Source organism: Pseudomonas sp. 50_B (genome assembly GCF_017491625.1).
Lineage (GTDB): Bacteria > Pseudomonadota > Gammaproteobacteria > Pseudomonadales > Pseudomonadaceae > Aquipseudomonas > Aquipseudomonas danubii.
In genome coordinates this window covers 20,815-32,215 of the sequence record NZ_JAFGYX010000037.1, presented here as the reverse complement: position 1 = coordinate 32,215, position 11,401 = coordinate 20,815, and the positions used below count along the sequence as shown (strand labels likewise).

Annotated in this window: 11 protein-coding genes; 7 read left to right on the top strand and 4 right to left on the bottom strand. The window is 64.8% G+C overall.

Annotation, left to right across the window (positions count from 1 at the left end; translation table 11 throughout):
• Positions 1-289: 289 nt before the first annotated feature.
• The 5 genes from J5M73_RS29860 to J5M73_RS29840 all read left to right on the top strand — a co-directional run bounded on the left by J5M73_RS29860 (position 290) and on the right by J5M73_RS29840 (position 5,993).
• Positions 290-814, top strand: coding sequence for a sigma-70 family RNA polymerase sigma factor (locus tag J5M73_RS29860; RefSeq protein WP_102864575.1), 525 nt, complete (start codon positions 290-292; stop codon positions 812-814).
• 6 nt (positions 815-820) lie between these two features.
• Positions 821-1,798 (top strand): FecR domain-containing protein, encoded by a 978-nt coding sequence (locus J5M73_RS29855; RefSeq protein WP_207816809.1) that lies wholly within the window; start codon positions 821-823, stop codon positions 1,796-1,798.
• A gap of 114 nt (positions 1,799-1,912) precedes the next feature.
• On the top strand, positions 1,913-4,393 hold the full coding sequence (locus J5M73_RS29850; RefSeq protein ID WP_207816808.1) for a TonB-dependent receptor: 2,481 nt from the start codon (positions 1,913-1,915) through the stop codon (positions 4,391-4,393).
• Positions 4,394-4,476: 83 nt separating this feature from the next.
• On the top strand, positions 4,477-4,980 hold the full coding sequence (locus tag J5M73_RS29845) for a VOC family protein (protein WP_060841934.1): 504 nt from the start codon (positions 4,477-4,479) through the stop codon (positions 4,978-4,980).
• A 179-nt stretch (positions 4,981-5,159) separates the two neighbouring features.
• Positions 5,160-5,993: an AraC family transcriptional regulator gene (locus J5M73_RS29840; RefSeq protein WP_207816807.1), complete on the top strand. Its 834-nt coding sequence runs from the start codon at positions 5,160-5,162 to the stop codon at positions 5,991-5,993.
• Here the strand turns inward: J5M73_RS29840 and J5M73_RS29835 are convergent.
• The 4 genes from J5M73_RS29835 to J5M73_RS29820 all read right to left on the bottom strand — a co-directional run bounded on the left by J5M73_RS29835 (position 5,990) and on the right by J5M73_RS29820 (position 9,625).
• The gene (locus tag J5M73_RS29835) at positions 5,990-6,574 is read right to left on the bottom strand and encodes a LysE family translocator (RefSeq protein ID WP_060839044.1); all 585 of its coding nucleotides are present in this window, start codon (positions 6,572-6,574) and stop codon (positions 5,990-5,992) included. The genes J5M73_RS29840 and J5M73_RS29835 overlap by 4 nt on opposite strands.
• A gap of 92 nt (positions 6,575-6,666) precedes the next feature.
• The gene (locus tag J5M73_RS29830; protein WP_060839043.1) at positions 6,667-6,996 is read right to left on the bottom strand and encodes a DUF6388 family protein; all 330 of its coding nucleotides are present in this window, start codon (positions 6,994-6,996) and stop codon (positions 6,667-6,669) included.
• Positions 6,997-7,057: 61 nt separating this feature from the next.
• Complete coding sequence (locus J5M73_RS29825) at positions 7,058-7,990, bottom strand: chemotaxis protein CheV (RefSeq protein WP_115582350.1); 933 nt, start codon at positions 7,988-7,990, stop codon at positions 7,058-7,060.
• Between the two features lie 69 nt (positions 7,991-8,059).
• A complete protein-coding gene (locus tag J5M73_RS29820; RefSeq protein ID WP_102864569.1) occupies positions 8,060-9,625 on the bottom strand; it encodes a PAS domain-containing methyl-accepting chemotaxis protein in 1,566 nt (521 codons plus the stop codon).
• Positions 9,626-10,093: 468 nt separating this feature from the next.
• On the opposite strand from J5M73_RS29820, the gene J5M73_RS29815 reads away from it, so the two are divergent.
• Together J5M73_RS29815 and J5M73_RS29810 are read left to right on the top strand one after the other, a co-directional pair.
• Positions 10,094-10,567 carry a GNAT family N-acetyltransferase gene (locus tag J5M73_RS29815; RefSeq protein WP_102864568.1) on the top strand — a complete coding sequence of 158 codons (474 nt, stop codon included), beginning with the start codon at positions 10,094-10,096 and terminating at the stop codon, positions 10,565-10,567.
• Between the two features lie 184 nt (positions 10,568-10,751).
• On the top strand, positions 10,752-11,297 hold the full coding sequence (locus J5M73_RS29810) for a GNAT family N-acetyltransferase (protein ID WP_102864567.1): 546 nt from the start codon (positions 10,752-10,754) through the stop codon (positions 11,295-11,297).
• The last annotated feature ends 104 nt before the right edge of the window (positions 11,298-11,401 follow it).

Genomic DNA, 11,401 nt, shown 5'->3' with positions numbered 1-11,401 from the left:
GCACCCCCTGTTTGCCCCACGGCGTCTGGCGGCGCCGTGGGGCAAACAGGGGGTGCAGGCGAAGATACCACTGTAGAAACCCTGGTCGGCAAGCACTCGCTGGCACTGCCTTGAGTGTTTTATCGCCCCGGCGGCGCCAGACTTGACCCCGACGCCGCGCCTCAGGCCGGGCTGCCCCCCGGCACAACGGCGAATCAATATCATTTGCAGCGTATCAGGGGTTTTGCTTTAATCGCGAGCAATTCCCATTTGCAACGCCACCCGCCACCGGACCACGCCCTTGCCTTCCATGCCGCCCGCCAGCCCCGCACTGGTCCACAACCTCTATGACGCCCATCACCCCTGGCTCTATGAACTGTTGCGGCGCCGCCTGAACCACGCCTGGGATGCCGCCGATCTGGCCCACGAAATCTTCGTCCGGGTACTCAAGCGCCCGCCGCAGCTGGACGGCGAGGTGCAGCAGCGCTCCTACCTGGCCACCATCGCCCGGGGCCTGTGCATCGATCACTGGCGCCGCCGCCAGCTGGAACAGGCCTGGCTGCAGGCCCTGGCGGCGCGGCCCCAGGCGTTGCAACCGTCCCCGGAGCAACGGGCGATCATCGTCGAGACCCTACACGAAGTGGACGCCATGCTCGGCCGCCTGCCGCAACGGGTGCGCGAGGCCTTTCTCCTGGCGCAGTTGCATGGCCGTCCCTACAAGGTCATTGCCGAAGAACTGGGGGTCTCGGAGCGCATGGTGAAGAAATACCTGGCCCAGGCCCTGGTGCATTGCGCGCTGCTGGAGGCCGAACTCGACGGCCTGCTGATCGAGTAGAGCCCCATGAGCGAACACGGCGCCCAGCGCTTGAGCCATGCCAGCCTGCAACAGGCCGCCCATTGGTACGTGCAACTCCAGGACGAAGCCGTCAGCGACGAACAACGCCGCCATTGGCAGGCCTGGCTCGAACAGCACCCGGAACACCGTCGGGCCTGGGGCTACGTCGAGCGGGTCAGCCAGTGCCTGCTGCCGCTGCAGGAGGCCGGCGCCCAGCAAGCCGCCGGCCAGGCCCTGCGCGGTGGCCGGCGGGCGCCACTGGGGCGGCGCCAGGTGCTCGGCGCCTTGCTGTTGCTCGGCCTGGGCTGGGGCACCTGGCGCGGTACGCCGCTGCCCCAGGCTCTGGGTCGCTGGCGAGCCGACTACGCCACCGGCACCGGGGAGATCCGCGAGGTCCGGCTCAGCGACGGCACCCACCTCTGGCTCAGTGCCCTGAGCGCGCTGGATGTGCGCTACAGCGCCCGGGAGCGACTGTTGCACCTGCACCAGGGCGAAATCCTCATCGACACCGCCAGGGATCCGCAGCGACCGCTGCGGGTGGACACCGAACACGGACGGCTGCAGGCCCTGGGCACGCGCTTCAGCGTGCGCCGGGAGAGCGCCCGCACCCTGCTCAACGTCTACGCCGGCGCGGTGCAAGTGCACAGCGCCAAGAGCGGCCGGCAGCAGCGGGTCGATGCCGGCCAGCAGCTGGCCTTCGACGCCGTCGCGCTGGGTCCGCTGCAAGGCGCCAGCGCCGCTCGCGAAGCCTGGAGTCGCGGGCTGCTGCTGGCCGACAACCTGCCCCTGGCGCAACTGCTCGAAGAGTTGGGGCGCTATCGCCCGGGGCATCTGGGCTGCGACCCGGCCCTGGGTCGTTTGCCGGTCATGGGCGCCTTCCCCTTGCACGATTCCGACCAGGCCCTGGCCCTGCTGGAAGCCGCCCTGCCGGTGCGGGTCCAGCGCCTGACCGCCTGGTGGGTGACCCTTGAGCCTCGGGCCTGAACCCCGCGCCTGAACATCCGGCGAACATTTTTTTAAGGTTGCGGTTCCCTTTTGCCTGTCTGGTTCGGTTAACCGGGTAACAGCACTCACATTGCCGATCCACAAGGGAACCCCATGCCAACCCCCAACCGTCCCCGCTTGCGCCCGTCCCTGCGTCCCCTGACCCTGTGCAGCGCCCTGCTGTGCCTGCCCGCCCCCTGGGCCCAGGCCGCCGAAAACCCCGCCAGCCAGCAGGCGGACAGCCAGCGCCGGAGCTACGACATCGGCCCCGGCCCACTGGTCAGCGTGCTCAATCGCTTCGCCGAACAGAGCGCGGTCTTTGTCGCCGGGCACAACGACCTCGCCGCCGGCAAGCAGAGCCCGGGGCTGCGGGGCCGCTACAGCGTCGAACAAGCCCTGCAGCAGCTGCTCAAGGACAGCGGCCTGCAAGCCCAGGCCGTCAGCGGCGGGTATGTGCTGCAAGCGCTGCCGACCGCCAGCGGCCCGTTGCAGCTGGGCACCACTCAGGTGTCCGCCCAGGGCCTGGGCAGCGTCACCGAGGACAGCCGCAGCTACACCACCGGGGCCAGCGCCTCGGCCACCGGCCTCAACCTGTCGCTGCGGGAAACCCCGCAATCGGTGACGGTGATCACCCGCCAGCAACTGGACGACCAGGGCAGCAACAGCATCGCCGATGCCCTGCGCCGGGCCCCGGGGGTCAGCGTGCAGAACTACGACAGCGAACGCTGGGAGTTTTCCAGCCGCGGCCTGCCGATCACCAACTTCCAGTACGACGGGGTCAACGTCACCTACGACGGGGTCTACGACTACGGCACCACCAGCACCGACATGGCGACCTTCGACCGGGTGGAAATCATCAAGGGCGCCACCGGCCTGATGACCGGCTCCGGCGACCCCTCGGCCACCGTCAACCTGATCCGCAAGCGGCCGACCAAAGACTTCAAGGCCTCGGTCACCGGCACCCTCGGCTCCTGGGACAACTACCGCAGCGAAGGCGATATCTCCGGACCACTGACCGAGACCGGCAACCTGCGCGGGCGCTTCGTCGGGGTCTACCAGGACCGCAGCTCGTACCTGGACCACTACCAGAACAGCAAGGACATCGCCTACGGCGTGCTGGAGGCCGACCTGACCCCCGACACCCTGCTGACGGTGGGCCTGGACCAGCAGAACACCCGTTCCCGGGGCGCCACCTGGACCGGCTTCCCGATGTACTTCAGCAACGGCTCGCGCACACACTTTTCCCGCTCGTTCAACCCGGCCACCGACTGGAGCCGTCGCGACTTCAAGAACCAGACCCTGTTCACCTCCCTGGAACAGCAACTGGCCCATGACTGGACCCTCAAGGTCAGCTACGACCACCTGCGCCGCGAGCACGACACCCTGCTGGGCTCGGCCAGCGGCGGCAACCCGGACCAGGCCAGCGGCGACGGCATGTTCATGTACATGGGCAAGTTCAAGGGCGAGCAGACCCAGGACAACCTCGACATCAACCTGCACGGCCCCTTCAGCCTGCTGGGCCGCGAACACGAGCTGATCGCCGGCTTCATGCTGATGAAGGCCAAGCAGGACATCCCGGTCCACGGTTCGGTGTACCCGCCGGTGGGCGGCAGCATCTATCAGTGGCGCGGCGAATTCGCCAAGCCGGACATCCCGCAGATCGGCGACAACGACATCCTCCAGCGCCAGACCGGTGCCTACCTGGCCACCCGGCTCAAGCCCAGCGACGACCTGGCGGTGATCCTCGGCACCCGGGTCAGCGACTTCAAGGGCATCGACAACACCCGCTACTTCGAGCCCGGCCGCGCCGACGCGCGCCAGCGCTACCAGCAGACAGGAGTGGTCACGCCCTATGCCGGGCTGGTCTATGACCTCAACGACCGCTACTCGCTGTACACCAGCTACACCAGCATCTATCAGCCGCAGATGAGCAAGGACGCCGACGGCAGGATCCTCGACCCGGTGCAGGGCGACAGCTACGAAGCCGGGATCAAGGCCGAATACCTGGACGGCCGGGTCAATGCCAGCTTCGCGGTGTTTCATGTGCAGCAGGACAATGTCGCGCAACTGGTGGACGGCTGGGGCACCGACGCCGTCTACCGCCCGACCAAGGGCGCGACCACCAAGGGCTTCGAGGTCGAGGTGGCCGGCGAGCTGCTGGACGGCTGGAACCTGTCCGCCGGCTACAGCTACAACCACACCCGCGACGCCAATCACGACTACGTCTACGGCTCGGTCCTGCAAACCACCGAGCCGCAGCAGGTGGCGCGGCTGTTCAGCAGCTACCGCCTGCCCGGCGCCTGGGACCGCCTGACCCTGGGCGGCGGGGTCAACTGGCAGAGCCAATTCTTCGGCAAGGTCTACCAGCCCGACCCGAGCGACGCGGTCAACGGCGGGCATGACTCGCGCATCACCCAGGACGGCTACTTCCTGGTGGACGCCATGGCCCGCTACCAGTTCAGCCAGCACCTGAGCTCGACCCTGAACGTGAAGAACCTCTTCGACAAGCAGTACTACACCGGCATCGGCAACTTCGGCACCGGTTTCTACGGCGAGCCACGCAGCCTGCAACTGGCGACCCGCTGGGACTTCTGAGCGCGCCGATCCACGGTCGCGCTGCGCGGCAGCGGGTTGACTACGCTTGAGCCAGCGTGATCAACCCGCAGAGGACCGACACCATGCCACGTATCCAGACCATCACTCCGTGCCTGTGGTTCGACCACCAGGCACACGAGGCGGCACAGTTCTACTGCTCGGTCTTCGAACAGTCGCACATCACCCACATCAGCCACTACGGCAAGGCCGGCTTCGACATTCACGGACGTCCCGAGGGCTCGGTGATGAGCGTGGCGTTCGAACTCGACGGCCAGGGTTTCACCGCCCTCAACGGTGGCCCGCTGTTCTGCTTCAACGAAGCCATCTCCCTGCAAGTGCATTGCCGCAGCCAGGCCGAGCTGGATCACTACTGGAACGCCCTGGGTTTTGGCGGCCCGCCACAGGCGCAGCGCTGCGGCTGGCTCAAGGACCGCTTCGGGCTGTCCTGGCAGATCGTGCCGCAGTGCCTCACGCCGATGATCTGCGACCCCGACCCGGCCCGTTCGCAACGGGTGATGCAGGCCCTGCTGGGGATGAAAAAACTCGATATCGCGACGCTGCAACGCGCCTTCGACGGCCAGAGCTAGGCTCTGTACGAAAAGTTTTGAGACGAAGGTCAGGCATGGCGAAAACGGTCGAGGAAGCGGAGTTTACGGGGTGTAAATGAGCATTCCGAGACCGTTTTCAACGCAGCATCACCGAGTATCAAGGCTTTTCGTACAAAGCCTTATACAATCGCGCCAGCTTTCGCAGACGGACAACCTCAATGAAGCCTGCCCTCACCGCCGACCAGGAACCGCAGTTCTGGCGCGACCCTGCCCTGCCGTTCATCGAAGCCCGCTCCATCGCCGATGGCCGCAAGGTCTGCTACAGCCGCCATGCCCACCAACAGTTCTCCATCGGCAGCATCACCGCGGGTGTCAGCACCTACCTCAGCGGCCACTCGCAGTGGCGGGTCAGCCGCGGCACCGTGGTGCTGATGAACCCGGGGGTGGTGCACGCCTGCAACCCGATCGACGATCAGCCCTGGTCCTATCGCATGCTGTATGTCGACACGCCCTGGCTGACCGCCCTGCAGCACGACCTGGGCTTTTGCGCCGAGCTGGGCTTTCGGCCGTTTCGCGAGACTCACAGCCGCGACCCGCAGCTGTTCGCCGAGCTGGAGCAGCTGTACCGGACCCTGGTGGCCGCCGAGGCCGAGCCCCTGCTCAAGCACAGCGCCGTGGTGAGCTTTTTCAGCGACCTGCAGCAGCGCCTGAACCCCGCCGAGGCGCCGCCCCGGGGCGACAACCGCAAACTGCAGGAAGCCGCCGACTACATCCGCCGGCATTGCACCCAGGCCCTGAGCCTGGACGACCTGTGCCAGGCGGCGCAGCTGTCACCGTCCTACCTGATCCGCGCTTTCAAGCAGCAGTTCGGCATGCCGCCCCACGCCTACCTGGTGAACCAGCGGGTGCAGTTCGCCCAGGACCGCCTGCGCAGCGGCGCGCCGATCGCCGAGGTGGCGCTGGAGGCCGGCTTTGCCGATCAGGCGCATTTCCAGCGCGCCTTCAAACAGCACCTGGCGGCCACTCCCGGCCAGTACCGCGGCCAGCGCTAGAACAGCAGATAAGCCGCGCTGGCAGCCAGCAACGCCGCCATGCTGCGGTTGAACAGACGCACCCCCGGCGGATGACTCAGGTAGTGGCGCAGGCAGCTGCCGACATAGGCCCAGCAGGCAATCGACAGGTAGCAGATCACCAGGTACACCGCGGTAAACAGCCACACCTGGCGCAGCTCGCCGTCGGCGGCAAAGGCCCCCATGCCGGCCACGCAGGCCAGCCAGGCCTTGGGGTTGAGCCACTGCATCAGCGCGCCATACCAGGCCGAAGGCGCCCGCGCCTGGTCCTGGGTGTCGAGCCGGCCATCGTCGCTGGCCAGTTTCCAGGCCATGAACAGCAGGAAGGCCACGCCAAACAGGCGAATGCCCTGGGTCAGGATCGGCCACTGGCGCAGCAGTTCGTGCAGCCCCAGGCCGATCAGCACCAGTAGCCCGACGAAGCCCAAGGTGGCTCCGGTCACATGGCGCATGCTGCTGCGCAAGCCAAAACGCGCGCCGCTGCTGAGGGCGACGATGTTTACCGGCCCCGGGGTGATGGAAGCGGCCAGGGCAAAGGCCGCCATGGAAAACACCAGGCTCATGTCTTGTTTCTCCAATCTGGGTCGGATTGACCGCCGCCCAGATTAGGGAGCCAGGATCGCAGCGTATTGAAGAAAACTGCCCTCGTCGGCGTCTAGCAGTGCAAGTGATTGAGCTGGCAATACTGGTCCCACTCCATGTCCACCATCTCGGCGATTTCCCGATGCGCCTCAAGGGTCATCCGCTTCAGTTCCTGGGGCGTGCGGGCAATGAACGACAGCGCCAGCTCCCAGTTGCCCATGCCGCGCAAGCGGGCTTCTTCGTCAAACAGCCGACTGGCGTGCTGGATCTGCAACTCGCTCAGGTCCCCGGGTTGCCAGGGGCGCCCCGAGGATGGCCCGAGCCCCAGCTGGGCCGCGAGTTCCGGACGTTCGGCGAGGTAACGCAGCAAGGCTTGCTGATAGTCGAGTTCAGACATTTGCATGGCGCTCACTCCCATCATGAAATCAATCCCGGGCACTGCCTCACTGCCCCGGGGGGCCGGCTCACGCCGGCGTCAGGCTGGCGATCCGGTCCACCACCCGCCCGGCCAGATCGTCGGGGCGGAACTTGGCGAGAAAATCATCGGCACCGACCTTCTTCACCATGGCCTGGTTGAAGGCCCCGGACAGCGAGGTATGGAGCACGATGTAGAGTTGCCTCATGCGCGGGTCGTTGCGCACCTCGGCGGTGAGGGTGTAGCCGTCCATTTCCGGCATTTCGATATCGGAGATCATCATCAGGAACTCCTCGTCCGGGCGCTTGCCCGCGTCGAGCAGGGCCTGCAGGTACTCCAGCGCCTCGCGGCCGTCCTTCAACGACACCACTTGCACCCCGACGCTCTCCAGGCAGCGGGTCACCTGCTTGCGTGCCACCGCCGAGTCGTCCACCGTCAGCACCCGCCAATGGGCCGCAGCGACCTGGGTCTGCGCCGTGATCACCCCCTGGGAGATGTCCTCGCAGACCGGCGACACCTCGGCCAGGACCTTCTCCACGTCGATGATCTCCACCATGCGCTCGCCAACCCGGGTCACCGCCGTCAGGTAGTTGTCCAGGCCGCTGCCTTTGGGTGGCGGGTGAATTTCCTCCCAGTTCAGGTTGACGATGTGCTCCACCGCACTGACCAGGAAACCCTGGGTCTTGTTGTTGTACTCGGTAATGATCACGTAAGCGTTGTCGATATCCTCGACTCCGGGCAAACCGGTGGCCAGTGCCAGGTCAAGTATCGGAATGGATACACCGCGAACATTGGCCACGCCACACACCACCGAATGTGACATGGGCAGTACATTCAACTTGGGGCACTTGAGAACTTCTCTGACTTTAAAGACGTTGATGCCGTACAACTGTGACTCATTAAATCGAAACAACAATAGTTCCAGACGATTCTGCCCGGCCAACTGAGTACGGCTATTCACCGTTTCCATCACACTGGACATACGAGCCCCCTGCCCTGATCTAGTTGATCAATCGGCGATTAAATGAAAGTTGCTGACGGCCATTGCCGTTCAACTATTGAAACGGGTCACCAAGGCGTTCAGTTCGTGAGCGGTGGACTCCAGATCGCCGCCCACGGTGGACGAATGCACGGCAATCTCGGCGTTCTGATCCGAAACCCGGGCAATCTTGGTGATCTGCTCGGAGATTTCCTCAGCGACATGGGCCTGCTGCTCCGAGGCGGCGGCCATTTGCTGACTCATCTGGTGAATGCGTTCCACCGCCGAGTTGATGCCATTCAGGGCTTCCTGGGTGCTGATCACCTGGGCTACGCCGGAACGCGCTTCGACACTGCCCTGGCGCGCCACTTCCACCGCCTGGGTGGCCACTTCCTGCAGGGTGACGATGATGCGCTGGATGCTCTGGGTCGACTCCTGGGTCTTGGAGGCCAGGGCCCGGACCTCGTCGGCCACCACCGCGAAACCGCGGCCCTGCTCACCGGCCCGGGCGGCCTCGATCGCCGCGTTGAGGGCCAGCAGATTGGTCTGCTCGGCAATGGAACGGATCATGTTGGCCGCCTGCTGGATCGACTGGGTTTCCGCGGCCAGGCCCTCCACGGACTGGCTGACCGCATCCACGGTGTCCGCCAGCTTCTCGATCACCACCCGGGTTTTCTGGGCTTCTTCGGAGCCCACCTGGGTCAGGTTGTTGACCTGATCGGCGGCCGAGGCGGTGTCGTGGATATGCACCGACACCTCGGAAATCGACGAGGCCATCTGGTTCATTGCAGTGGCCGCCATGTCCGCTTCATCGCGCTGCTTGCCCAGGGCGGTTTCCGCCTGCTTGGACAGACTCTGGCTGGTGGACGCCAGGGACGCCGCCTGGTTGGCATAGTCGCCAAGCCGGCTGAGGGCGGTGCGGATTTTCGCCGATTCGCTGATCAGGATCATCTGCAACTGGGCCACCGGGCCGTGTTCGTCGGTGTAGGTGCGCGCGATCAGCTCGCTGTCGAAACTGCCCAGGGACACCGAGCTGATGCGTTGCAACATCTGCCGCGCGCGATAGAAGGCATACCCCTGTACCGCGAAATAACCGGGAACCGCCGCCCCCAGTGCCGCCCAGGGGCCACCCAGCCAATAGGCCCCGGCCGTAGCCGCGAGGGCCAGCAGCGGCGGCAAGGCAAAGCCGCAAACCCTGGCCACCCGGTAGCTCCAGGGCAAGGCCAGGTTGTCGCTACGCATGCGTTGATACAGTGCGCCGGCGCGTTCCACCTGTTCGCGCTCGGGCTTGACCCGCACCGACTCGTAGCCGGCAATCACGCCCTTGCTGAAGATCGGCGTGACGTAGGCGTTGACCCAGTAGTGGTCACCGTTGCTGCTGCGGTTCTTGACGATGCCCATCCAGCTCTTGCCGTCCTTGAGGTAGGACCACATGTGCGCGAACACCGCTTCGGGCATGTCCGGATGGCGCACGATATTGTGCGGGCTGCCGATCAGTTCTTCGCGGCTGAAACCGCTGACCGCGACAAACTCGTCATTGCAGTAAGTGATCTTGCCGTGAACATCGGTGGCGGAAATCAGCCGCTGTTCGGCGGGAAACACCAGCTCGCGCTGGGTCACAGGAAGATTGTTTCTCATTCTGAAATGCCTCGCAGGAAAGTATTCAATTGCTATTCACTATCAAACAACAACTTCCGCATCCTGCGATGACCTGAAGACATCCTCTGCTTACCCGCAGAACTTTCCAGAGCCAAGTCAATTATTGCAAATGGCCACTATCGATCCAGTCGACTTAAGTCTAGATTCGAGCCTTAATCAGGGTGTGAAAACTTCATCAAGCAATCCCACTTGAACGAGCCGAATTAAAGACTTTTATGACTTACATCAACATTCGCCTAAACATAGGAAGCTAGCTTTCTAATTATTGAGAAGCATTATTTCCAAAATACTCAGCGCCGCTGCAAACTCCATCTTCCGCACATGGAAAACAAACTCGTCAAAGCCTTCCCGCGCGCATTGATCAGTGGCAGATTCCCTTTAACCCCCCCCCCATTTTTCACCACCACCCGTTGTGCCTCGGACCGATCGGGGCTGGAGTCGCCCTTGATGGACCATCTTGAACTGCGCCCGGCCGCTCGCGACGACTGGCCCTGCCTGGAAAACCTCATGCAGTTCTATCTCTATGAGCTCAGTCAGTGGCTGCCACTCAAATTCGCAGCCCAGGGGCTGTACGCCATCCAGGCCCTGGACGATTACTGGCGCCACCCGGCCACCCATCCCTGGCTGATCCTGGTGGCGGGGGAGCTGACCGGCTTTGCCGTCGTCGACCAGCAACGCTGCGACAGCGATGCGCGGTACAACCTCGGCTACCTGTTCATCGCCCGACGGCTGCGCCGCCTGGGCGTCGGCCGGCAGGTGACGCAACAACTGTTCGAGCACTACAAGGGGCCCTGGCAGGTGATGCACTTCAGCGCCAACCTGCCCGCCCGGGATTTCTGGCAGGCCATGCTGCCGGGGCAAACCCCGACACCGATCATCGCCCAGGGCTATCCCGCCAGCCTCTACCGTTGGCCAGGCTGACGCCACAGCGGCGGCAAGCGGTTCGTTGCGCAGGCTGGGCCCTGCTCGCGGCTTCCGGCACCGCGCCCTGACGACAATGGCAAAGTCCGGGGCGATCACCTACCTTCTCCGGGACCACCCGCACAGGCCTGACCACCACCTGCCACCCGGCGCTCCATCTCATCTGAAGCAAAGAGCCTCGCCCATGTTGTCGTCCACCACCCGCACCACACGCCTGCTGTTACGTCCACCGACCCTGGCCGACCTGCCGCAGGCCTGCGCCATCCACGGCGACCCGCAGACCCACCGCTTCAACCCCAGCGGCCCCGACAGCGCCGAAGCCACCAGCGACCGGCTGCACAGCTGGATTGCCCATTGGCAGCAGTACGGCTTTGGCTACTGGGCCATCGCCCGGCTGGACGCTCCGCAACAGATCATCGGCTTTGGCGGGCTCATGCGGGCGCACTTCGGGCAGGAGGCCGGGCTGAACCTGTACTTTCGCTTCACCCCCCAAGCCTGGGGCCAGGGTTTCGCCAACGAGATGGCCCAGGCGGCCCTGCAACTGGCCTTCGGCGAACTGCTGGCGCCCCGGGTCACCGGCTTGGTGCGGCCCGACAACCTGCCGTCCAGGCGGGCCCTGGAACGCCTGGGGATGACGCTGGACGGCGAGCTGGAGGACTTTCCCGGGCAGCCACCGAGCCTGCTGTACCGGCTCAACGCCCAGGATCACCGGATGACCCGCAGCGGATGATATGCCGCTGCGCTGACTATTTTTTCTCGGCGCTGCATCCAGATACGTCGCTCAGGGGTAGTACCCATAGCAGTCCTGAAAACTGCCGAACCGATCCCCAATGG

Excerpts from the sequence above, each read along its gene's own strand:
- J5M73_RS29815 (WP_102864568.1), top strand. The coding sequence starts at position 10,094 with ATGGACCATCTTGAACTGCGCCCGGCCGCTCGCGACGACTGGCCCTGC.
- J5M73_RS29810 (WP_102864567.1), top strand. The coding sequence starts at position 10,752 with ATGTTGTCGTCCACCACCCGCACCACACGCCTGCTGTTACGTCCACCG.
- J5M73_RS29830 (WP_060839043.1), bottom strand. The coding sequence starts at position 6,996 with ATGCAAATGTCTGAACTCGACTATCAGCAAGCCTTGCTGCGTTACCTC.
- J5M73_RS29840 (WP_207816807.1), top strand. The coding sequence starts at position 5,160 with ATGAAGCCTGCCCTCACCGCCGACCAGGAACCGCAGTTCTGGCGCGAC.
- J5M73_RS29850 (WP_207816808.1), top strand. The coding sequence starts at position 1,913 with ATGCCAACCCCCAACCGTCCCCGCTTGCGCCCGTCCCTGCGTCCCCTG.
- J5M73_RS29855 (WP_207816809.1), top strand. The coding sequence starts at position 821 with ATGAGCGAACACGGCGCCCAGCGCTTGAGCCATGCCAGCCTGCAACAG.
- J5M73_RS29825 (WP_115582350.1), bottom strand. The coding sequence starts at position 7,990 with ATGTCCAGTGTGATGGAAACGGTGAATAGCCGTACTCAGTTGGCCGGG.
- J5M73_RS29860 (WP_102864575.1), top strand. The coding sequence starts at position 290 with ATGCCGCCCGCCAGCCCCGCACTGGTCCACAACCTCTATGACGCCCAT.
- J5M73_RS29820 (WP_102864569.1), bottom strand. The coding sequence starts at position 9,625 with ATGAGAAACAATCTTCCTGTGACCCAGCGCGAGCTGGTGTTTCCCGCC.
- J5M73_RS29845 (WP_060841934.1), top strand. The coding sequence starts at position 4,477 with ATGCCACGTATCCAGACCATCACTCCGTGCCTGTGGTTCGACCACCAG.
- J5M73_RS29835 (WP_060839044.1), bottom strand. The coding sequence starts at position 6,574 with ATGAGCCTGGTGTTTTCCATGGCGGCCTTTGCCCTGGCCGCTTCCATC.